The following is a 22,588-nucleotide window of genomic DNA, read 5'->3' as shown; positions in this document are numbered from 1 at the left end:
TACCTCATGGCCACGCAGCCTTGCCGGTCCATCCGCTTGGCTGGATGGAGGTTTTGAGAATGGACAAGACAATCAAGAGCGCCGAAGAGGCGCTTTCCAGCATCGGTGACGGTGCGACGATCATGATCGGTGGTTTCGGCGGCTCCGGCGCGCCGATCGAGCTGATCCACGCGCTGATCGACAGGGGACCGAAGAACCTCACAGTCATCAACAACAATGCAGGCAATGGCCGCATCGGCATCGCGGCGATGATTGATGCCGGCATGGTCAAGAAGATGATCTGTTCGTTTCCGCGCTCTTCTGATCCGCGTGCCTTTACAGACCGGTATCTGGCCGGCGAGATCGAGCTGGAACTGGTGCCGCAGGGCACGCTCGCCGAGCGCATCCGCGCCGGTGGTGCGGGTATCCCGGCCTTCTACACCCCGACGGGCTTCGGCACGGAACTGGCTGAAGGCAAGGTCATCGCGGAATTTGACGGCCGCTCTTATGTGCAGGAACGCTGGTTGAAGGCGGATTTTGCCATCGTCAAGGCGGAGCTTGGCGATACCTATGGCAACCTCACCTACAACAAGGCAGGGCGCAATTTTAACCCGCTGATGTGCATGGCCGCGAAGACCACCATCGCGCAGGTCTCCAAGATCGTCGCTGCCGGCGAGATCGACCCGGAGCATGTCGTGACGCCAGGCATTTTCGTGAACGGCGTCGTGGAAATCCCCGATCCGCAACAGGAAGAAGTTCTCATTCGTGCGGGAGTAGCCTACGCATGACCCAGACCATCGACACCCGCGAAGACATCAAGCTCTCCAACGCCCAGATCGCCTGGCGCGCGGCGCAGGACATCGAGGACGGCGCCTATGTCAATCTCGGCATCGGCTTTCCGGAAATGGTGGCGCGCTACCAGCCGCCCGGCCGTCAGGCGATTTTCCATACCGAAAACGGCATTCTCAATTTCGGCGAAGCGCCGCCGGAAGGTGAAGAGGACTGGAACCTCATCAATGCCGGCAAGAAGGCCGTGACGCTGAAACCCGGTGCCGCCTTCTTCCACCATGCCGACAGCTTCGCCATGGTGCGCGGCGGGCATCTCGATGTGGCGATCCTCGGGGCCTATCAGGTGGCGCAGAATGGCGATCTCGCCAATTGGCGCGTCGGTTCCAAGGGCGTGCCGGCCGTCGGCGGGGCCATGGATCTGGTGCATGGAGCCAAGCAGGTTTTTGTCATCACCGAACATGTCACCAAGAACGGCGAACCGAAACTGGTGGAAAAATGCGCTTTCCCGTTGACCGGCGTTGGCTGCATCACCCGCATCTATACCAGCCATGCGGTCATCGACGTGGTGGATGGCCGTTTCGTGCTGCGTGAAAAACTGCCGGCAATGACATCAGAGGAATTGCAGGCCATGACCGGAGCGCCTTTGGCGGTCGATGGCGAGGTCGCCGATCTCGTCGCCCCGGAACTTTAAGGAAAAACCGATGACCGACGCATTCATCTGCGACTATATCCGCACGCCCATCGGCCGCTTCGGCGGCGCGCTCTCCTCCGTGCGGGCCGACGATCTCGGCGCGGTGCCGCTGAAGGCGCTGATGGAACGCAATCCTTCCGTCGACTGGGAGGCCGTCGAGGATGTGATCTTCGGCTGCGCCAACCAGGCGGGCGAGGACAACCGCAATGTGGCGCGCATGTCGCTGCTGCTTGCCGGCCTGCCGGTTTCCGTGACCGGAACGACGATCAACCGGCTGTGCGGCTCGGGCATGGATGCCGTCATCGCGGCCGCCCGCGCCGTCAAATCGGGTGAGGCGGAACTGATGATCGCCGGCGGCGTGGAAAGCATGAGCCGTGCGCCCTTCGTTCTGCCCAAGGCCGAGAGCGCCTTCTCGCGCAATGCTGAAATCTATGACACCACCATCGGCTGGCGTTTCGTCAACCCGCTGATGAAGGCGCAATATGGCGTCGATTCCATGCCGGAAACGGGCGACAATGTCGCCGTCGATTATCAGGTCTCGCGTGAGGATCAGGATGGCTTTGCGGTGCGCAGCCAGCAGAAGGCGGCGGATGCGCAGGCCAATGGCCGTCTCGACAAAGAGATCGTCTCGGTGACGATCCCGCAGCGCAAGGGCGATCCGCTTGTCGTCTCCAAGGACGAACATCCGCGCGCGACCAGTCTCGAAGCGCTGGCGAAGCTGAAGCCGGTGAACAAACGCGATGGCGCGACGGTGACGGCGGGCAACGCATCTGGTGTCAATGACGGCGCGGCCGCGCTCATCATCGCGTCGGCGGAAGCGGCGAAGAAATACGGTCTCACCCCCATCGCCCGCATCCTCGGCGGTGCCGCGGCCGGCGTGCCGCCGCGCGTCATGGGTATCGGCCCGGCCCCGGCCTCTGCGAAGCTGCTGGCCCGGCTCGAGTTGAAGCAGGAGCAGCTCGATGTGATCGAGCTGAACGAGGCCTTCGCCAGTCAGGGCCTTGCGACGTTGCGTCAACTTGGCATTGCTGATGACGATGCGCGGGTGAATGCCAATGGCGGCGCAATTGCGCTTGGCCATCCGCTCGGCATGTCGGGTGCCCGCATTGCCGGCACGGCGGCGCTGGAGCTTTCGCTCACCGGCAAGCGGTTGGCGCTCGCCACCATGTGCATCGGTGTCGGGCAGGGTATTGCCGTGGCGCTGGAGCGGGTCTGACGAGATCAGCGGCATTCGGTATCGGGATAGGGGGCGAATGCTGCTGTAAAAGGCTATGAACGCCGCTGCCGCAGTTTCATTACGGTGGTTGGGCCGTTCAGGCCGCTGGCCGACGATTTGCTTGCGTTGGCCCATACCATACCACCCCATTCTCCTCATTCCCGTGCTTGTCACAGGCATCCAGCCGACGCGCGTCTGCGCCGTGAAGAGACTCCTTCAGTCCAAGGATTTGGGCTGGCTGGATTCCTGTGACAAGCACAGGAATGAGGGAGAAGGCGTGGTATGCTAGTCGTATTGGCTAGTCGTGATGGACTGGTGAAGCAGAAACTGTTCAAGCGGCGGCGGATCGGAATTTTTGCCGCGACGCTCCCCGCCATATCCCTTCGCCATGTTGGATTCCATCATCATCCGTGACATGTTTTGCAAGAGATGACAGGAATCTTTCCGCCTGCGGGAGCCAACATGAAGCGTCCAACCATCACCGATGTCGCAAAATCCGCCGGCGTCAGCGTCGCCACCGTTGACCGGGTGCTGAACGGCCGCCTGCCGGTGCGGGAGGAAACCGCGCGGCGGGTGTTCGAGGCGGCGGAGAAGATCGGTTTTCATGCCGCCAACATCATTCGCCAGCGCATGCTGGCCGATATGCCGTCCTATAGTCTCGGCATCATCCTGCGCAAGGAACGGCATGCCTTCTACCAGACCTTCGCCGACGAGCTGGAGTTTGCGGCGCGCAATATCCGGGATCGGCACCTCACCTTGCGCATCGAATTCGCCCAGTCCGGCGAGCCGGGCGAGCTTGCAGCCCTGTTGACCGGCATGAAGGGCCGCGTGCAGGCGGTGGCCGCAACCGGGCCGGACCATCATGATGTCACGGCCGCCGTCGAGGCGCTGAAGGCCAAGGGCATACCAACGTTTTCGTTGCTCTCCGATTTTGCCCAGGGCGTGCGGGAAGCCTATCTCGGTGCCAACAACATGAAGGTCGGGCGCACGGCGGCGTGGATGATTTCCCGGCTGGCGCGCGGCAAGGGCAAGGTGCTTCTTCTCCTCGGCGGCCACCGTTTCCACGGCCATTCGCTGCGCGAAACCGGGTTTCGCAGCTACATGCGCGAATATGCGCCGGAATTCGAGGTAATGGACGCATTGATCACGCTGGAAACACGCCGGCTGACCTATGAACTGGTCATGGACACCATCGCCAAGCACCGGGATCTCGTCGGCATCTATTGCGTCGGCGGCGGCATGGAGGGGGTGATCGAGGCCCTGCAGCAGGAAAACCGGCAGGAAAACATCGTCTGTCTGGTGAATGAACTCACCCCCGAATCCCGTCAGGCGCTGTTGGAACGGCGCATCAGCGGCGTCTTCCAGACCCCGCTTCGCGAACTCTGCACCGACCTTCTGGCCACCATGGTTCACACGATCGAACATGGCATGGCGGAAACGCCGGGACAGCGTTTCGTGCCCGCGCATCTGTGGGTTCCTGAGAGCCTGTGATGGTTTGATAGATTCCATCATAAACCCGGCGCCTGTTTCTATCATGCTTGATGGTTTTGCGTGCTGCTGATGCGTTGACGCCGCGACCGGACTAGGAAATCTTGGCCGCCTGTGGAGCGGGCAGGAGGCCGACCTTCACGACACTAGATTATTTCAGGGTTGCTTGACGCCGCGGATTTTCCTTTGCGGCGAAGGGGCAGCTTTTTGCCGGAAAGCCATGACAGCGCGAAATGCGCGAGAGGGCGCAACCGGTTCTTTTCAAAGGGGTTTGGAGGAGAACGACATGAAAAGACATTTCGCAATTGCAGCTTTCGCCGCGATGCTGGCAACGGGCGCATCGGCGCAGACCGTCGGGGTTTCGATGGCCCTGTTCGACGATAATTTCCTGACGGTGCTGCGCAACGGCATGATCGATTATTCCAAGGGTATGAACGGCGTTTCGCTGCAGGTTGAGGATGCGCAGAACGATGTCGGCAAGCAGCTGAGCCAGGTGCAGAATTTCGTTGCAGCCGGCGTCGATGCCATCATCGTCAATCCGGTCGACACGGACGCGACCGTAGCACTTTCGCAGGCCGCAGCCGCCGCCGGCATTCCGCTTGTCTATGTCAACCGCCAGCCGGTCAATCTCGACAGCCTGCCGGACAAACAGGCCTTTGTCGCCTCCGATGAAAAGCAGTCGGGCACCCTGCAGACGCAGGAAGTCTGCCGGCTGTTGAAGCAAGCGGGCAAGACGGACGCCAAGGCCGTGGTGATGATGGGCGAGCTTTCCAACCAGGCGGCGCGCATGCGCATGCAGGATATCAAGGATGTGGTCGCCACGCCCGATTGCGGCTTCATCAAGCTCGTCGAGGAACAATCCGCCAACTGGTCGCGCACGCAGGGCTCGGATCTGATGACCAATTGGCTTTCAGCCGGCGTTGAGTTCGATGCCGTCATTTCCAACAATGACGAGATGGCCATCGGCGCCATCCAGTCGCTGAAGGCGGCGGGCCGGTCGATGGACAGCGTCATCATCGCTGGCATCGACGCCACGCAGGACGCGCTTGCCGCCATGGCGGCGGGTGATCTGGATGTGAGCGTTTTCCAGAATGCCGCAGGCCAGGGTACGGGTGCGCTGGATGCAGCGCTGAAACTCGCCAAGGGCGAAACCATCGACAAGAAGGTCTTCGTTCCCTTCGAACTGGTCACGCCTAACAACCTGAAGAACTATCAGGCCAAGAACTGAGCCATGGCCACGCCGAGGCGACTTCCCCGCTCCCGGGGAGTGCCGCCGGGCAGGCCGAACGCGCCGGAGCCGGCAGGATGGCCGGCTCCGGCGACACGACATGAAGCAACCAGCGGCGATTTCCGCGGGAGGAAACCTTGAAAAAACTATTGATGGCGACGGCACTCAGCATTTTCGCGACACCGACCCTTGCCGAAACCCGCATCGCAGTCTCGATGACGTCTTTCGACAATCCGTTTCTGACGATCCTGCTCAACGGCATAAGGGCCGAGGCCGGGCGCGATAAAAACATCGAGCTTCTGGTCGAGGATGCCCAGCTTGATCCGTCAAAGCAGCTTAATCAGGTGCAGAATTTCATCGCCAATGGTGTCGATGCGATCATCGTCAATGCCGTGGATGGCGATGCGACTGCCGCAATCACCAAAGCCGCGTCCGCTGCGAAAATTCCGCTCGTTTATGTGAACCATCCGCCGGCCGAACTGGAAACCGGCCTGCCTGATGGAACGGCCTTTGTCGGTTCCAACGAACTCGATTCCGGCACCATGGAAGCCGAAGCTGCCTGCAAGCTGATGGGCGGCAAGGGCAAGGCCGTCATCCTGATGGGGCCATTGGAAAATCACGCGGCGCTGGTGCGTACCAAGGATGTCGAAACGGTATTTTCCAAATCGGACTGCAAGATCGAAATCCTCGAAAAGCAGACGGCGAACTGGAGCCGCACGCAGGCGCAGGACCTTGTCTCCTCCTGGCTGACGGCGGGTATCCAGTTCGATGCCGTTATCGCCAATAATGATGAAATGGCGATAGGCGCCGCGCAGGCCCTCAAGGCAGCGGGCGTTTCCATGAAGGATGTCGTCATTGCCGGCATCGACGCCACGCCGGACGGTCTTGCTGCCATGCAGGCCGGAGACCTCGATATCACCGTCTACCAGAATGCGACGAAGCAGGGTGAGGTCTCCGTCCAGACGGCGGTGAAGGCCGCTGCCGGGCAAAGCACGGAAAAGACGCTCTGGGTGCCTTTCGAACTCGTCACACCGGAAAATATGTCCGCCTACGCGAAATAAGCCCCGGGGCTTCGGCCCCGGTCCGTTTATCACTCCACTGGAAACACCATGAAACATACGCTCGATCCACACATGTTCCGGCACCTCTCCTTGTCTGAGACCTGCCGCAAGGTCGCAGACCTCGGTTATGACTACGTCGAACTTTCGCCGCGCCCGGATTTCCTCTCCTGGTGGACACGACCGAAGGTCTATCCCGAACGGGTCGCTGAATTCAAAAAGGCGTTGAAGGACCATGGTGTCGGTCTCGCCACGCTGCAGCCCATGTATCGCTGGGCAAGCCCCTATCCGGACGAATGGGAGGTGGCGATCGACAACTGGAAACGCGCCATCGAGATTGCCGTCGAGATGGAATGCCCGATGTTCGTTTCGGAATTCGGCCGCGGTGGCTCGCCGGAGCGCAGCCTCAACGACCGTTCCGGCCTGCATCGCCCGGAAACCTGCGAGGCGCAGTTCTTCCGCGCCATGGATATTCTGGTGCCGATCCTCGAGCGGGAAGGGCTGGTGCTGTCGCTGGAGGCGCATCCCGAAGACTGGCTCGAGGAAATCGCCCCGGCCATCGACATCATCAAGACCATCAATTCCAAGGCGGTGAAGGCCTCTTTCATCGCGCCGCACACGTTCTTTTACGGGCCGGACATGGTGGCGAACCTGCGCGCGACCGAGGGCCATCTGGTGCATGTGCGCCTTGCCGATACCTATGACCACAACAAGTCGTCGCAGCTGCGTTATATCGTCAATCCGCCCGGCTCGAAGGTCCGAGTGCATCAGCATACCGATTTCGGCCAGGGCGAGATCGACTGGGAAACATTCTTTGCGACGCTTGCCGACATGAAATTCGATGGCGTGCTGTCGAACTGCGTCTTTGCCTGGGAAGACCGCGTCGATGAAAGCGCGCGGTTCATGCTCAGCGAAACCCGGCGATACGTCGCCAAATACTGGAAATGAGGTTTTTCAGATGACTGTGAGAATTGGTGTCGTCGGCACCGGCGCAATCGGGCGTGATCACGCCCGCCGTATCAACAAGGTTCTCGGCGGCGCGAAGATCGTTGCGCTCAGCGACGTCAATCGCGCCTCGGCCGAGGCGGTCAAAAACGACATCGCCCCGGATGCCGCCATCTTCGCCACCGGCGAGGAACTGATCGCATCGCCCGATGTGGATGCCGTGCTCGTCACGTCATGGGGCGCAACCCATGAGCAATATGTGCTGGCAGCCATCGCCGCCGGCAAACCGTGCTTCTGCGAAAAGCCGCTGGCGACAACGGCGGAAGGTGCAGGACGCATCGTCGACGCCGAGGTGGCGCATGGCAAGCGGCTGGTTCAGGTGGGCTTCATGCGCCGTTATGATGCTGGTTACGTGGCGCTGAAACAGGCCGTGGACAGCCGGATCGGCGCGCCGATCATGGTGCATGCCGCCCACCGCAACCCGACGGTTCCGGAGCAATATGTCACGCCCATGGCGATTCACGACACGATGATCCATGAGATCGACGTGCTGCGCTGGCTGCTTGACGATGACTATGTTTCGGCCCGCGTCCTCTTTCCCCGCTCCGCCGCCCGCAGCCATGCGAAGCTGAAGGACCCGCAGATCGTCATTCTGGAAACCGCCAAGGGTACGATCATCGACGTCGAAATCTTCGTCAATTGCCACTACGGCTATGATATCCAGTGCCAGGTGGTGGGTGAGGACGGCATTGCCAGCCTGCCGGAGCCGATGTCGGTGCAGACGCGCCTCGGGGCCAAGCTGCAAAACGATATCCTCACCGACTGGAAGGATCGCTTCGTCGCCAGCTATGATGTGGAGTTGCAGGACTTCATCAATGCTGCGGCAAAGGGAACGGCGTCCGGACCGAATTCCTGGGACGGCTACGTGGCCGCCATCACCTCCGACGCCTGCGTGGCCGCGCAGGAGACACAAGGGGCGGCCGTCGCAATCGAACTTCCCACCCGTCCGGCCCTTTATCAGTGAGGTCTTTCATGCGTTTTGCCATCAACCACATCACCGCGCCGAAGCTTTCCCTTGAGGCGTTCTTCGCAACCGCCCGTGAACTCGGCCTCACCGAAGTCGAAATCCGCAACGACCTGCCTGATATCGTCGGCACGACGGATCCGGTCGCGGTGAAGGCGGCGGCCGAAAAGGCTGGCGTGACGATCATCTCGATCAACGCGCTTTATCCCTTCAACGTCTGGTCGGGCGACCTGCCGGAGCGGGCCGTCGCCATGGCTGATTATGCGGCGGCAAGCGGCGCGAAGGCGCTCGTCATGTGCCCGCTCAATGACGGCACGGCCGTCTCTTTCGACGATCTCGTCACGGCGCTGAAGGCCATGAAGCCGATCCTCGAGGAACGCGGCCTGACCGGCCTTGTCGAGCCGCTCGGCTTCCCGGTGTCCTCGCTGCGCACCAAGGCCGAGGCCGTGAGGGCAATCGATGCGGCCGGCGGTGGTGATGTCTATAAGCTGGTGCATGACACCTTTCACCATCACCTTGCGGGCGAGACCGAGTTCTTCCCCGAACGCACCGGCCTCGTCCACATTTCCGGCGTCACCGACCCCGCCGTCTCCGTCGCCGACATGCTGGACGCCCACCGTGTTCTCGTGGATGGCGACGACCGGCTCGAGAATATCGCGCAGATCAGGACGCTGGAGGCGGCCGGTTACAAGGGGCCTTACAGCTTCGAGCCCTTCGCGACGGAAGTGCATGAGTTGAAGGACCCGTTGGCTGCCGTGAAGGACAGCATCGACCATATCTCCCAGGCGCTCTGACCGCCTTACCGCCCGCAGCTTGCTGCGGGCGGTGCTTTTGGCCAGGTGATGGCAAAAACCCAAAGAAATCAATTCCGCATTTACGGATGTTACTGTAGTCTTCCGCTAACGAGAGAGCAGCAAACAGGCACGGCTATTCTTCAGATCGACTGCGCGGCGCAGGCTTTCTGCCCGAACCGTCCGAAGAAGAGTGGTTGAATTTCCCCTATATGAAAGCGGATAGGAAAACGACGCTTAAGGATGTGGCGCGGGAGGCGAATGTTTCGCTGAGCACCGCTTCGCATGCCATCAACGGCACCGCGCCCTTGACCACGCAGGTTCGCGAACGGGTGCTGGAGGTGGCCCGCACGCTCGGTTATCTCGAAAACCGCCGGCAGAAGGCGACCATCGCCACCCTGCGCGTCGTGCTTCTGGCCATGACCAATGACGCCGCACCGCAGAGCGACCTCAACATGGTCAGCTGGACGATGCTGAACGGTTTTCGGCGCGAATGCGAGCGGCGCGGCATTCGCATCGTTCCCTATGTCAGCGCGACGAGCCGGATTGATCCGGTCGCGGTGGTGGCGGCTGCGGATGGAGACAATGTCGATGGGATCGTGGTTCTCAACGATGACAGGTCGCAACTGGTCGAGGCGCTGTCGGCGCTTGGCCGGCCAGTGGTGCTTATCAATGGTGAAGACCCGGCCATGATCGTTGACACGGTGACGGCGGAAAACCGTTTTGGCGCGCGGCTCGGCATCGAACATCTGCTATCGCTCGGGCATCGCAATATCCTGCATATCACCTGGAAGGGGCGCACGACAATCCGCCGTCGTTATGATGGATACAGCGACGCCTATCTCGCGGCGGGCCTTGCCGTGCCTTCGGACATGGTTGTCGAGGTGGAAAGCTTTGAGCCGCAATGGGGTGAGGCCGCCATTCGCCGGCTGCTCGCCGAGGAACGCCCGCTCCGAAACGCGACGGCGATCTTCTGCGCCGCTGACAATCTGGCGCTCGGCTGTCTGAAGGCGCTGACGGAGGCTGGAATCCGGGTGCCGGATGACGTCTCGGTGCTGGGTTTCGACGATATCATGCCGGCGGCCTTCAGCGCGCCGCCGCTCAGCACCATCCAGCTGCCGGCCGACCGGTTGGGCGGTGCGGCGCTTGCGCTGCTGGAGCAGCGGCTGGTGGCGGCCGATCCGACGCGCCCGGCGCACCGGCTGGAACTCGGTTGTCGGCTGGTGTTAAGGGGCAGTATCGCGCCGCCGCCGAGATAGGGTGTTGGAGTGTCGCCTTGTGCTGGCGGCTGAATAGACGCCAGCCGATTAATTCTCACGTCATTCCGGCCTCGAGCCGAAATCTAGCCAGCCCAAATCCTTGGGCTGAAAGGACTCTTCTCGCCATGCAGACGCGCGTCGGCTGGATCCCTGCTCAAGGCCGGGATGACGGAGGAGGGGACGGGCCTGCGCCATCCCAATCGCCTACGGGCTGTGGTTTTACCACAAGCCGCAATGCTCCCCTTACTTCATCCCCGTGCCGGCAATGCCTGTCGTGATGTAGCGCTGCAGGAACAGGAACACGACGGTGACGGGTGCCAGGCTGAGGAAGGTCATGGCGAGGATATAGTGCCATTGCACCGAGAACTCGCCCTGGAAGGCGTTAAGCCCCACCTGCAGCGTGAAGTTTTCGCGGCTGCTGAGAACGATCAGCGGCCAAAGGAAGTCGTTCCAGCGCCACAGCACAGAGAAGATCGCGAGGACCGCGAGTGCGGGTGCCGTGAGCGGCAGGATGATGCGCCAGAAGATGCGGAATTCGCTGGCGGCATCGACGCGCGCCGCCTCGATCAGCTCGTCGGGAATGGTCAGCATATATTGCCTGAGCAGGAACACGCCCGTCGGCGTGGCGACGGTGGGAATGATGACGCCCCAGAGATTGTCAACGAGGCCGACGCCGACGATGACGAGATAGGCCGGCACCATGACGACGGTGAGCGGGATCATCAGGGTGGAGATGATCAGCACGAAGATCGCTTTTTCGCCACGGAAGCGGTATTTCGAGAGTGCGAAGGCAGCCATGGCGTTGACGATCAGCGTCAGGACCGTTGCGACGAAGGTGACGAAGACCGAGTTCTTGAGGAAGGTCAGGAAGCTGAACTGCGTCAGCGGATCGGTGAAGTTCTCCGTCGCGATGGTCAGTTTCTGAACCGGCGTTATCTCGCGTGTGTCGACGCTGACGGGAGGGCCGGGATTGGCCGGATCGACCATCTGGGCTTTCAGGCCGACGCGGCGGACCATGGCCATGTCCCGCTCAGCGCCGTCGATGGTCGCTTTCCACAGGCTGAGCGGCTTGTCGTAACCCTGAACCTCCACCTGCACGGCGGCGCGGGGCAGAAGGCTCGGCGGAAATCTTGTGATCTCGGCTTCCGGTTTCAGCGATGACATGGCGGCCCAGACGACCGGGATGAGGACGGCGAGCGTGCCGCCGATGAGCCAGACCCAGGAGAGGATATCGGTGAGGCCAATCCGGCCGGGGCGGCGGGTGCGCGTGAGGAAAGAGACGGCGTTGGACATGGTCAGGACTCCATCTTTTTGCCGAGGCGCAGCTGCACGAGGGTGAGCGCGAGAAGCACAAGGCCCATGAGAACCGATGCGGCGGAGGCAAGGCCAAACAGCCTCAGATCGCTGCCAAAGGCCATCTGGTAGATATATTGCACGACGAATGTATTGGCCGTTCCTGGCCCGCCACCATTGGTCAGAACCCATGCCTCGTCAAAGATTTGCACCGAGCGGATCATCAAGAGGATGAGCACGACGAGCAGGTTGGGGCCGAGAAGCGGCAGGGTGATGCGCAACAGCGTGCGCCGGGGCGAGGCGGCATCGATGGCGGCGGCTTCATAAAGATCCTTCGGGATGGCCTGAAGGCCGGCGAGCAGGATCAGCGTATAAAAGCCCATATGGAACCAGACCGACACGACGACCACGAAAAAGCGCGACCAGCCGACATCCAGCAGGAAGATTTCCGGCGGCACGCCCAGCATCTGGAAGAAGGCGTTGAGCAGGCCGTTGCGGTCCAGAAACCATTTCCAGATGAGGCCGATGACAACGGGCGACAGCAGCACCGGGTAAAAGAACATTGCGCGGAAGAAACCGCGCGCGGCAATCGCCCGGTTGAGGATAAGCGCCGTGATGAGCGCGACCAGCAGCGTGGCGACGACATTGAAGGCGACGAACCACAGCGTGTTCCAGATCGCGGTCCAGAACAGCGATTCCCGGCAGCTTCCGGGGTCCATATAGCTCTGGCAATCCAGCAGCTTGCCGAAGTTCTCCAGGCCGACAAAGGGGCGGTCGGAGATCAAAAGTTCGGTGCCGCCGGTAAAGGCGTAACCGACCGCAATCGCAATCGGCAGGAAGGTGAAGATGCCGAAAAGAACGAGGTTCGGCATCAGGAAGATATAGGGCATGCGCCTTTTGCCGATCACCCGCTCGATGAAGTTGAGCGGCACTTCGGCGATCGCCATCACGGCGTCGAGCGCACGGTCGGACAGTCTCGCAAGCGTCGGATTGGCCATGCTAACCCCTCCCTTCGCTCGCGATGCGCGGCAGCGCCAGTTCGCTGGCGGGATCGAAGACATGCACCTTTTCCCGTGCCGGCATGATCTTCAGCACCGAGCCGGAAGCGGGCGCGAAATGACCCGCCTGATGCACGATGATCTGCTCTTTCTCACCCTGGAGATTGCCGTAGAGATAGGTCTCGGTGCCGAGGCTTTCGTGATATTGCACCTCGAAGGGCAGGCCGGCTTCCGCGATGGCGAAATGCGAGGGGCGGATGCCCGCGAGAACCGCCTGTCCGGGGCTGACGGTTACGGGATCGACGAGGCATGGCAGCGACACGCCGTAACCGGCGTCGATGGCGATGTTGCCGTCTTCTCCCTTGGTGATGGTGCCCTTCAGCATGTTCATGCGCGGCGAACCGAGGAAACCGGCAACAAAGAGGTTGCGCGGATTGTCGAAAAGCTCAAGCGGGCTGCCCACCTGTTCGATACGTCCGGCGCGCAGCACCACGATCTTGTCGGCCATGGTCATGGCTTCCACCTGATCGTGGGTGACATAGATCATCGTGGTCTTGATATCGCGGTGCAGCCTCGTGATTTCGGCGCGGGTCTGCACGCGCAGTGCGGCGTCGAGGTTCGACAGCGGTTCGTCGAACAGGAAGATGTCAGGCTCGCGCACGATGGCGCGGCCGATGGCGACGCGCTGGCGCTGGCCACCGGAAAGCTGTTTCGGCTTGCGGTCTAGATAGGGCTCGATGGCCAGCATACGCGCCGCCTCGTTGATGCGGCTTTCGATTTCCGCCCGCTTGAAGCGCAGGTTTTCCAGACCGAAGGCAAGGTTTTTGCGCACGCTCATATGCGGATAAAGCGCATAGGACTGGAAGACCATGGCGATCTTGCGCTCGGCCGGAGACAGCGCGCTGACATCGCGATTTCCGATGGCGATGCTGCCAGACGTGATATCTTCCAGACCGGCGATGATGCGCAGCAGCGTCGATTTTCCGCAACCCGAGGGGCCGACGAAAACGACGAATTCGCCGTTTTCGATCTGAAGATCGATATCATGCAGCACATGAACGGCGCCGAACGCCTTGTTGAGGTTTTCGAGTTTCAAACTTCCCATCACCTGCTCCCTTCATTCGAGCCCGTCGTCGCGACGATCTCTTGGCCGTTCCAGCCCTCCGGCAAGGGCATCGCTCTTTTGATGGCGACATCATGCGCCGAAAATCCGTGAACGCCCGAAAGATAGATCGCGGGCATGCCGCCCGGATAGTCCTCCATGCCGACAATCCGGCCCTGCGCATCCTGCGTCCAGGCATTGGCGCGGCCAGCCGCATCGGCGCTTGGCGCGATATCGGCATTGGTGGGGCGCAGGTCATATTGTAGGCCGGTGCCGAGCTTGCCGGGCTGCTGCGCAAGCGTGACACGCTCCAGCCTGACATTGTGAATGCCGGCCTTTGAGGTGGAGACGAGGTTGATCGCCCCTTCCATGGAGCCGCCCAAATCTTCCACCACGAGGTTTTCCACCCGGCCGGCCTGCCGTTCGGGGCGACGGTCCACGACGGTGACGGTGACCGCTTCACCCGAACCCCAGAAGCCGCCCGGTGTCTCGTGGCACTCGGTCTCGATCCGCGAAAAGCGGATGTTGCGCATCGCGCCGCCATCCCGGGAGAACAGACCCATGCCGCGGTTGGACTGCACGACCTTGCAATCCTCGAACACCACATTGGTGAAATCACCGAAAGACTCGGTGCCGAGTTTCAGCGCGCAGCTCATGCTGGAAACGGTGCAGCGGCGCACCGTGATATCGGCGCAGACCCCCACCGCCTTGCCATCCGGCCCGGCGCTCGTCTTCAGGCAGATGCCGTCATCGGCGGTCGAGATAAAGCAGTCCTCGATCAATGCGCGCCGGCAGGCGTCGAGCACGATGCCGTCCGTATTCGGCAGACGGCGGTCGTTTTCGATGCGCAGGTTGCGGAAATGGAGGTCCTCGCAATCGACCATATGCAGCGTCCACATGGGGGAGCCGCTGACGTGGAGGTTTTCGAGGCGCACGTTGCGGCAGGCTTCCAGCACCATGACGCGCGGGCGTTTCTTTGCCGGGATATAGGTTCCCATGGCCGTGTCATCGCCGATGACGAAGTTTTCACCGCCGGCCTCGATGCGGCCGGGACCCGTGACGGCGATGTTGTTCGCGCCTCTCGCGATGATCATGCCGCGATCGGAGTCTTCGGCAATCACCGAAACCCGGGAAAGCGCGTAGGCGTCGTAATCGGAAACGGGGGCAAGCACCGCATCTTCGGCAAGGTGCAGTTCCACACCGCTTTTGAGGTGGAGGCCGGCGCTGACATGACGCCCGGCCGAGAGAGACACACGGCCGCCGCCTGCTGATGACACGGCATCGATAGCCTGCTGGATGGCCGCCGTGGCATCAAGGCCACCTGTGGCGACTGTAATGTCCTGACTGATGGTCATGATGTTCACGATGCCTTTGGCCTTTTCAGGAAAACGTCGATCAGAAGCAGCATCGTCAGCGCCTGCCCGTAGGGCGTGGGCAGATTGGGAATGCGGCGGTAGAAATCAAGATCGTGGCCCATCGGCGTGCCGTCGGAAACCCCGTGAACGACGCCTTCGTCATCGATATTGCCAAGCACGGCCTTCAGCGCGCGCTCCGCATGCGGCCGGTTCTCCTCGCCGAGAATGCCGGCCTCGATGCCGCGCAGAATGCCGTAGGCGATGCCGGCCGTTGCCGATGTCTCGACCGGCGAGGTCGGGTCATCGAGCAGCGTGTGGAACATGCCGTCTTCGCGCTGATATTGCCTCAGCGACCGCACCTGGCTTGAAAGCACATTGGCGAGGAAACGTTTGTCCTTTCCGGCAAGCGTCGGCACCAGCTCGAAGAGTTCGGGAATGGCGACGGTGATCCAGGAATTACCGCGCGCCCAGAAGGCGTCCGCGAAATTGTGGCGGCCGTTGAAGGTCCAGCCGTGATACCAGAGCCCGGTGACGGGGTCGGAGAGATACCGCGCATGGATCATGAACTGGTAGACGGCTTCGTCGATCCAGTCCTGGCGTTTGCAGACCACACCGGCGCGAGCGAGGAACAGACAGGCCATGAACAGCGTATCGTCCCATAATTCGCCCTCATTCAGCCGCTCCTTGACGACATGCTGGAAGCCGCCATCTTCGGTTTTAGGCAATTCATGCACCAGCCAGTCGGCCCAGTCTTCCACCAGCGCGCGGAAATCCGGCCGGTCGACATGTTCTGTCAGGATGACGAGCGGCAGCATCGGCGCGGAGCTGTTGATCTGGCGCGGCGGCAGGCCACGGTCGATCTGCCAGCCATACCATGTCACGAGGTCGTCCAATGCCTTCTGGTCATTGGCGGCGAGCGCCCGGCGCAGGAAGCCGTAAAGGCCCACACCCACTTCCCAGTCCCATTCGTCGAACTGGATCTTGCCATCGGAACCGTCGCTGACCAGACCTTCCTGAATGCCCTTGAGGCGGCTGAAGGCGGCGGCGACATTGTCGATGGTCGTCCGGAGAGTGTCTTTTTCCATGCTTGGCTGGTTCATCTGGTCATTCCGCTTAGGAGTAAAAGGGGCGTGCCGCGTCGTCCGAAGTGGGATCGGCGCTGTCGAAGGTGATTTTCGGTTGCGGTTGGTCGTGGTCGAAGGCCACGGTCTGTCCGCCGATGGTGAAGCTGCCGTCCCATGTGAGGGTGAGAACCGCGCCGCCTGATGGCGTGACCGAGAGCCGCCGGTTTTCGGCGTCGAAGGTGACCTGCGTGGCGAGAATTTTCTCACGGAAGCCGGCGAAGTCTTGATTGTCGCCGCAGCCGATGACGCCGATCCAGCCGGCGCGGCGTCCGGGCGATCTGATCTCGCGGTTGGCGGTGGCGCCAGAGGTGACGGGTTCAAGTCCGTTCGTGGCGTAGAGCGCCGCGAAACCTTGGCCCGAACGGGTGATGAGCCAGTTGCCCTCCATCAGCACCTCGTCCAGCCCGTCGCGACCGAGATAGGCATGGGTCCAGTCATTGCGGTGATCCCCGGTGTCGAAGATCAGCATTGCGATATCGCGGTGCTGCGCCACGCGCGGCAGGATGCCGCTGCCGGCCCAGTAGGAAGGGCGCTGCGTACCCCATGGATCGTCTTCGCCGGGATGATTGACCCAAAGCCGCGCCATCGGGTGGCCGGCAAGCTTGATGTCCATGACATGCTGCTGGTGCCCCTTGCGGCCGGTCTTGTGATCGACGACGGTGGAAAGCTGGGCGGCTTCGTTCTTGAACAGCACGAGCTTGCCGGGCTCCAGCCCCTGCGCATACCGCGCCTCGACCATGCGGCCGCTTGTCAGCTGTGAGAGGGCGGCAAGATGCGCCGGCGGCAGGTAATCACCGCAGCAGAACATCGGCAGCGAGGCGACGCCATTGTTGAGCCAGCCCTTGCCGAAGGCAACCTCGGCAAAGGGCGCCAGCTCCGTCAGCGGCCCGGCGCGCAACTCCTTGTCATAGGCTCGCCCTTGAGAACCGGAAGGGACGCCGCCGAGTGTATGCAGCGCGATCATTTCGAAGATGAGATCAAGCTGGTAGCGCGCGCGGGCGGCAAGTTCCGGCCCCGCCCAATGTTCGATGGCGAGGAGGCCGATGAAATCCACGGGGTAATAGGCGGCCGAATTCCACTCCGCGAGGCCATGCGCCTCGACGCTGTCGAACCAGCGCTCCAGCCGGTCCGCCGCCAGCGCCGCCTGCTCGCGTCCGGTACGTCCGGAGGCGGTGAAAGTGGCGTCCGGCAGATAGTCGCCGGCGAGCAACTGGCTGGTATGGAAGCAGAGGACGTGGTTTTCGCTCCAGAACCACATGACGTCGTTGCCCGGCTCGTCCACCCAGTAGCGATAGCCAAGGATCGAGGCATCGATGCGCGCCCGCATGTCCGCCGGCAACCGGTCACCATAGGCGCGTACCAGCCAGAGTAGCGGGATCATGATGAAGTCGGAGCAGTCTTCGCGCCGGTCGATGGAGTGCAGCGTCGCATCAACGATGCCGCCGATCGTCTTGATGTCATCGCTGCCGGTGGCGACCATGGCCAGCGCGCGGCCGATGCGCCAGGCGCCAAAACGGGCGCTGAAGGAGAGCGCTGCCTTCTTCCGCTCGTTTATTTCGCCAGAGGATGCTTGCGGCGCGATATCGCGCATGAAGGCGGCATCGATAACGCGGGTGACGGTGCCGGATCCCGATCCGAGGGTGATCCTGATGCCGTGATACCCGTCGGCAATACCAATCGTCTCGGGGATCGTCAGTGAGGATTGCCCGGCCTTCAGCACGGTCTCGACATCGGCGAGTGCGGCGCGCTCATGGCCATGGCTTTTGACTGCGATGTGCACCGGCAGGTCGTGCGCAGGTGCTGCGCCGAAGACAAGCTCGAGCGCGCTGCCAAAAAATGCGTCGCGGGCCGGGTGCACGTCACGCACCAGCGCGGCCAGACGTTTCGTCTCTTCGCGGTTGAGGGGGACCGGCAGCACGACGGTCAGCGGTACGGCATCGATGACCTCAAGCTCGACGAACCAGATGATGTCGCGCTCCGCCAGGTCTTCGCAGAGCAGCAGCACCTCATTGTCGCCGGCGGCCAGATCAAGTGTGACATCGCGGCTGCTTTCGACATTGCGGATGAAGGGTTCGAAGCGCAGTTGTTCGACGCCGTTTATCCAGATGCGAACGCCGCCGCAGGTGCGAAGCCGCAGGTGGGCCTGCCGTGCCGCATCGGTGCGGAAGGTGCCTTTCAGCCAGCGCTGCACATGGGTGGGAACATGCCAGAAGCCGGTGAATTCAACGCGACGGTTGGAACCCGGCAGGTTGAGATGTGATACCGGCCAGTCCGTGTCAGGCTTGATGTCGCGGCCGATCATGGTCTGCTGGAAAGCCTTCCGGCAGGGCAGGTCGCCGACATCGACGAAACCGTTGATGAAGCGATAGTTGACCCGATCCTCTGCCGGTGCCGGCGTGCCCGGAAACGATGTCTCCACCAGATCAGAGACGATCCATGCCGTCACCGTCTCGCCGTTGCCGACGCTGTAGGTCGGCTGCGAGGCGCTTGCCGCTAATGCTGCATCCGTCATATGGATCGCCTCCCGTCGATCTGTAATGAAATTATTTTCACGAACCGATCTTCGCTTTTTCACGTCGATTTGTGTGATTTACATAAAACAAACAGCTTGACGTTTATTCTGTCAAGTCGCAAAACATTATAAATCGAATTTGGCAGAGGAGCTTTTGTTCGGTTTGTGAAAATGTTTTCATTGGGAGGATGAGCATGATGAAATTATTTTCGGGGGTCAGCGCCCTCGTATTTGCCTCCGTCGCCGGTCTGGCGGCCGCCCAGGCCGAGACCCGCACGATCACGTTTCTTTTTACGGATGACGATCAGGGTTACGTGCAGCGCATGGCCGCGCTCAGCAAGGAGTTCGAGGCGGCCAATCCTGATGTGAAGATCAATTTCGTATCGTCGGGTTATGATGCGGTTTCCAAGCAGCTGCCGGTGCAGCTGGCGGTGGGCGAAGGCCCTGATATCGCCAAGATCACCGACTGGCAGCTGGCGCCCTATTATCTCGACATGCGGCCTTACATGAAGGATGCGGAAGCCTTCGCGAAGCTGCATGGTTCCAGCCTCGACCAGCTCCGCCTGCCCAATGTCAACGATCCGAAGTCGATCAACGGCTACATGGCATCGCAGACGCTGAACCTGCCCTTCGTCAACAAGACGCTGTTCGAGCAGGCCGGCGAACCCTTGCCCGGTCCGACCGCGAAATTCAGCGAGATCGTCGAAGCCTCCGCCCGTGTCGCCAAGGCGACGGGCGTGCAGATCCCCTTCACAATGGACCGTTCCGGCCACCGTTTCTCCGGCGGCGCCTTCTCTTATGGTTCGACCTATGTGAAGGACGGCAAGTTCAGCTTCCCGGATGATGCGGCGAAGAAATATATCGCCGATCTCTTTTCGTGGACGCAGAATGGCAGCTTCCCCAAGGAAATGTGGGGTGCCGCCGGCGGTTCGCAATACAAGAACATGGGTGACGAGTTCGTCAACGGCAATGTCGTGACGTATCTGGCCGGCAACTGGATGGTCAATCCGTTCCAGAACAAGATCGGCGATACCTTCGAGTGGACCGCGATCAATGCCCCCTGCGGCGATGCCGGTTGCTACGCCATGCCGGGCGGCACCGCGATCGTCGGCTTCAAGCGCACCAAATATCCTGAAGACGTGGCCCATTTCATCGAATTCCTCGGCTCCGAGAAGGTGCAGCGGGAAATCGCCGAAAACTACGTCATCCTGACCGGTGCGGAGATCGCCGATCCGCAATACAAGCTGAAGAGCGAAAACGCCAAGGCGGCGATGCAGGTCTTCCTCGACAACAAGAAGAACGTGCCGCGGGCCGCCCGCGAATTCGAGCGCGCCAAGGGCGGCAGCGCCATGTATCAGCAGATCGTGCAGCGCATGAGCCAGCTGATCGTCGGCGAACTGACGCTCGACCAGACCTACAAGGTTCTGGAAGACGATGTCGCCAAGATCAACGAGGCGGTTGCGGTCAAGAAATAATCGGCACCCATCCGGCCTTGCCGGAAGAATGCAGCCATCGAAGACCATGCCCGGAGCCGGCCTCCGGGCATATCCATCCCCTCCTTGCGAGCGGATATTGCCGCATATGCTGTCTCGATAAGCCCCATCGAAAAACTGAAATAAGCGCGGTTTAAACCTGATGACGAGGCGCGCGGAAAACCGCGTCGCCTGTTTTCGTCACGCGTCATTCGCTGCAAATCATAGGATTCGTTATGGCCAAACTGAATATGTCGTATTTTCCGTCTGTACGCTCGACCCTGCTTGCTTCCGCAGCATTGCTGGTTCTCGTTCAAGGCGCCGAGGCATTCGATCGCAACGGACCGGCGGGTCAGGGTTATGCCATCACGGTGCCGGAGCCTGCGGCGTCCTATCCGCTGCCGCTTGCCGACAATTACCGCAACCAGACGGGCAAGAATGCCAAAGGCGAGGAGGTTCGCGCCTATGACGACCGGGACAATCCGATCATCGAGATTCTCTCCGGTTTCAACCGCATCTGGACACTCGGCGATGAAAAATGGGCCGATGGCGGCGCCAATGGCGATGGTCCGGCGGATTTCAGCCATGTGAAGATCGTCGATCCCGCCGTCTGGCAGGAAAACATGCGTTACGTGCTGTCCGTGACCGGCGACAACCGTACGCGCGCCGCTGCCTTCGAAGCCTATATGAACGACCGCCGTTCGCAGGGTTACAGCGTCATCGATGGCTTAGGCCCGCTTTCCGACTGGTATCGCGAAGGGGCCGGCGCGACAACGACGATCAATCATACGCTTGCCGATTTCGACCCGAATGAGGTCGTCACCCGCAAGGAAGACGACAAGGGCACCGAGGCCGGTGCGGCCGATAGCGAGCTGAAGGATTTCGTCGCCTTCATGAAGGTGATCCGCGGCCCGGAAGGCACGACATCGCCGGCGAAATATTTCTATTCCTCGCCGCGGCCCTGGCGCATGAATGACAAGGGTGAGGTGATCGAGACCGGCAAGGAAACGATTGGCGACCGTAGCTTCGAAAGCTACGACAGCGACCCTGGTGTCATCGTGCCGGCGCTGAAATATGCCCGCGAAAATCGCGGCCGTGCCAAGGATGGCGGTTTTCCGAGCGGGCATACCAATGCCGCCTATCTTGCCGCCATCGCTTATGCCTATGCCGTGCCGGAACGTTTTTCCGAATTGCTGACGGCGGCTTCCGAACTGGGTGAAAGTCGCATCGTCGCCGGCATGCATTCACCGCTCGACGTGATCGGCGGCCGTATCACCGCCACCGCCATGGCCGCCGCCATGTTGCAGGATCCGAAAAATGCCGAGGTGAAGAAGGCTGCGCTTGACGCCGTACAGGCCTATTTCGCCAAACGCCTGCCGCAGGGCCAGTCCCTCGTCGATTTTGCCCATGGTGCAAAGCCTGACGTCGACCGCTTTGCCGATGCGGCGAAGAACGGCGGGGATTATCGTCGGCGCATGACTTTCTCCTTCAGCCGGGACAAGGCCGCAGGCGACGCGGCGATGGTGGTGCCGAAGGGGGCCGAGGTTCTGTTGGAAACGCGACTTCCCTATCTGAATGCCGCAGAGCGCCGCGCCGTGCTGTTTTCCACCGGCATTGAGGCCGGCTATCCACTGCTTGACGACAGCAATGGTTGGGGCCGGATCAACCTCGTTGCCGCTGCTGGCGGTTATGGCGCGTTTGACGGCGATGTCGTGGTGACGATGGATGCCGCGGCAGGCGGTTTTAATGCGGCAGACCGCTGGACGAACGATATTACCGGGGCAGGGCGCCTCGTCAAATCCGGCAGCGGTGCGCTGACGCTCAGCGGTGACAACCGCTACAGCGGTGGCACGATCGTCAGGGACGGAACGCTGGTGGCGTCCACCGCCGATGCGCTTGGGACCGGCGGCGTGCTGGTGAGCGGCGGCACACTTTCGCTCGGCGGAGAGAAGGACGTCATCATTGGTGGCGATTATGAGCAGTCGGGCGGCACGCTGGCGCTTGATCCGCAGAAGGCGCTGCTGCACGTCGAGGGCAATGTGGTGCTGGAGGGCGCAACGCTGAAACTCACCTTTGACGGCGGCGCACCGGCTGCCGGCACGCGGCTCGACGTGATTTTCGCCAACGGACTGGCCGGCACCTTCACCACGATCGATGCGGGCAATGTGAAGGTGCGGCCGGTCTACAATGGCTCGGCACTGTCGGTGGTGGTTGAGTAGGTTCAACCAAGGTCCTGCCGGGCGCGGTTCTAGTCGCCGCGCCCG

Annotated in this window: 18 protein-coding genes; 12 read left to right on the top strand and 6 right to left on the bottom strand. The window is 61.6% G+C overall.

Going from position 1 to position 22,588, the window contains the following annotated elements; all coding sequences use genetic code 11:
• Window positions 1-59: 59 nt before the first annotated feature.
• The 10 genes from O8B93_RS07990 (at window position 60) to O8B93_RS07945 (ending at window position 10,468) form a co-directional block, all read left to right on the top strand.
• Window positions 60-767 (top strand): 3-oxoacid CoA-transferase subunit A, encoded by a 708-nt coding sequence (locus O8B93_RS07990; RefSeq protein WP_269709304.1) that lies wholly within the window; start codon window positions 60-62, stop codon window positions 765-767.
• A complete protein-coding gene (locus O8B93_RS07985) occupies window positions 764-1,459 on the top strand; it encodes a CoA transferase subunit B (protein WP_269709303.1) in 696 nt (231 codons plus the stop codon). The genes O8B93_RS07990 and O8B93_RS07985 overlap by 4 nt, the downstream gene beginning before the upstream one ends.
• Before the next feature lie 10 nt (window positions 1,460-1,469).
• Window positions 1,470-2,675 carry a 3-oxoadipyl-CoA thiolase gene (gene pcaF, locus O8B93_RS07980; protein ID WP_269709302.1) on the top strand — a complete coding sequence of 402 codons (1,206 nt, stop codon included), beginning with the start codon at window positions 1,470-1,472 and terminating at the stop codon, window positions 2,673-2,675.
• 462 nt (window positions 2,676-3,137) lie between these two features.
• Entirely contained in the window at window positions 3,138-4,166 is a 1,029-nt protein-coding gene (locus O8B93_RS07975; RefSeq protein ID WP_269709301.1) for a LacI family DNA-binding transcriptional regulator, read from the top strand.
• Window positions 4,167-4,449: 283 nt separating this feature from the next.
• On the top strand, window positions 4,450-5,391 hold the full coding sequence (locus O8B93_RS07970) for a sugar ABC transporter substrate-binding protein (protein WP_269709300.1): 942 nt from the start codon (window positions 4,450-4,452) through the stop codon (window positions 5,389-5,391).
• Window positions 5,392-5,543: 152 nt separating this feature from the next.
• A complete protein-coding gene (locus O8B93_RS07965; RefSeq protein ID WP_269709337.1) occupies window positions 5,544-6,452 on the top strand; it encodes a sugar ABC transporter substrate-binding protein in 909 nt (302 codons plus the stop codon).
• A gap of 48 nt (window positions 6,453-6,500) precedes the next feature.
• Window positions 6,501-7,397 carry a sugar phosphate isomerase/epimerase family protein gene (locus O8B93_RS07960; protein ID WP_269709299.1) on the top strand — a complete coding sequence of 299 codons (897 nt, stop codon included), beginning with the start codon at window positions 6,501-6,503 and terminating at the stop codon, window positions 7,395-7,397.
• A gap of 10 nt (window positions 7,398-7,407) precedes the next feature.
• On the top strand, window positions 7,408-8,418 hold the full coding sequence (locus O8B93_RS07955) for a Gfo/Idh/MocA family protein (RefSeq protein ID WP_269709298.1): 1,011 nt from the start codon (window positions 7,408-7,410) through the stop codon (window positions 8,416-8,418).
• A gap of 8 nt (window positions 8,419-8,426) precedes the next feature.
• Window positions 8,427-9,212, top strand: coding sequence for a TIM barrel protein (locus O8B93_RS07950; protein ID WP_269709297.1), 786 nt, complete (start codon window positions 8,427-8,429; stop codon window positions 9,210-9,212).
• 209 nt (window positions 9,213-9,421) lie between these two features.
• Window positions 9,422-10,468, top strand: coding sequence for a LacI family DNA-binding transcriptional regulator (locus O8B93_RS07945; protein WP_269709296.1), 1,047 nt, complete (start codon window positions 9,422-9,424; stop codon window positions 10,466-10,468).
• A 243-nt stretch (window positions 10,469-10,711) separates the two neighbouring features.
• Here O8B93_RS07945 and O8B93_RS07940 read toward each other — a convergent pair whose 3' ends face one another.
• Genes O8B93_RS07940 through O8B93_RS07915 form a run of 6 tightly spaced genes read right to left on the bottom strand, consistent with a single transcriptional unit; the run spans window position 10,712 to window position 18,852 of the window.
• Window positions 10,712-11,761 carry a carbohydrate ABC transporter permease gene (locus O8B93_RS07940; RefSeq protein WP_269709295.1) on the bottom strand — a complete coding sequence of 350 codons (1,050 nt, stop codon included), beginning with the start codon at window positions 11,759-11,761 and terminating at the stop codon, window positions 10,712-10,714.
• Between the two features lie 2 nt (window positions 11,762-11,763).
• Window positions 11,764-12,759: a carbohydrate ABC transporter permease gene (locus O8B93_RS07935; RefSeq protein ID WP_269709294.1), complete on the bottom strand. Its 996-nt coding sequence runs from the start codon at window positions 12,757-12,759 to the stop codon at window positions 11,764-11,766.
• A 1-nt stretch (window position 12,760) separates the two neighbouring features.
• The gene (locus O8B93_RS07930; protein WP_269709293.1) at window positions 12,761-13,864 is read right to left on the bottom strand and encodes an ABC transporter ATP-binding protein; all 1,104 of its coding nucleotides are present in this window, start codon (window positions 13,862-13,864) and stop codon (window positions 12,761-12,763) included.
• Window positions 13,864-15,216, bottom strand: coding sequence for a polygalacturonase PglB (gene pglB / locus O8B93_RS07925; protein WP_269709292.1), 1,353 nt, complete (start codon window positions 15,214-15,216; stop codon window positions 13,864-13,866). Before pglB ends, O8B93_RS07930 begins: the two co-directional genes overlap by 1 nt.
• Before the next feature lie 5 nt (window positions 15,217-15,221).
• Window positions 15,222-16,316: a beta-galactosidase BglB gene (bglB, locus tag O8B93_RS07920; protein ID WP_269709291.1), complete on the bottom strand. Its 1,095-nt coding sequence runs from the start codon at window positions 16,314-16,316 to the stop codon at window positions 15,222-15,224.
• Between the two features lie 13 nt (window positions 16,317-16,329).
• The gene (locus O8B93_RS07915; RefSeq protein ID WP_269709290.1) at window positions 16,330-18,852 is read right to left on the bottom strand and encodes a hypothetical protein; all 2,523 of its coding nucleotides are present in this window, start codon (window positions 18,850-18,852) and stop codon (window positions 16,330-16,332) included.
• A 194-nt stretch (window positions 18,853-19,046) separates the two neighbouring features.
• Between O8B93_RS07915 and O8B93_RS07910 the strand changes: the two genes are divergently transcribed.
• The gene (locus O8B93_RS07910; protein ID WP_269709289.1) at window positions 19,047-20,327 is read left to right on the top strand and encodes an ABC transporter substrate-binding protein; all 1,281 of its coding nucleotides are present in this window, start codon (window positions 19,047-19,049) and stop codon (window positions 20,325-20,327) included.
• Window positions 20,328-20,560: 233 nt separating this feature from the next.
• Window positions 20,561-22,543, top strand: a complete 1,983-nt coding sequence (locus O8B93_RS07905; protein WP_269709288.1) for a phosphatase PAP2 family protein — start codon at window positions 20,561-20,563, stop codon at window positions 22,541-22,543.
• Window positions 22,544-22,588 lie beyond the last annotated feature (45 nt).

The organism is Martinezella rhizogenes, assembly GCF_027460065.1.
Lineage (GTDB): Bacteria > Pseudomonadota > Alphaproteobacteria > Rhizobiales > Rhizobiaceae > Agrobacterium > Agrobacterium rhizogenes_C.
This window is presented reverse-complemented; position numbering and strand designations above follow the sequence as displayed.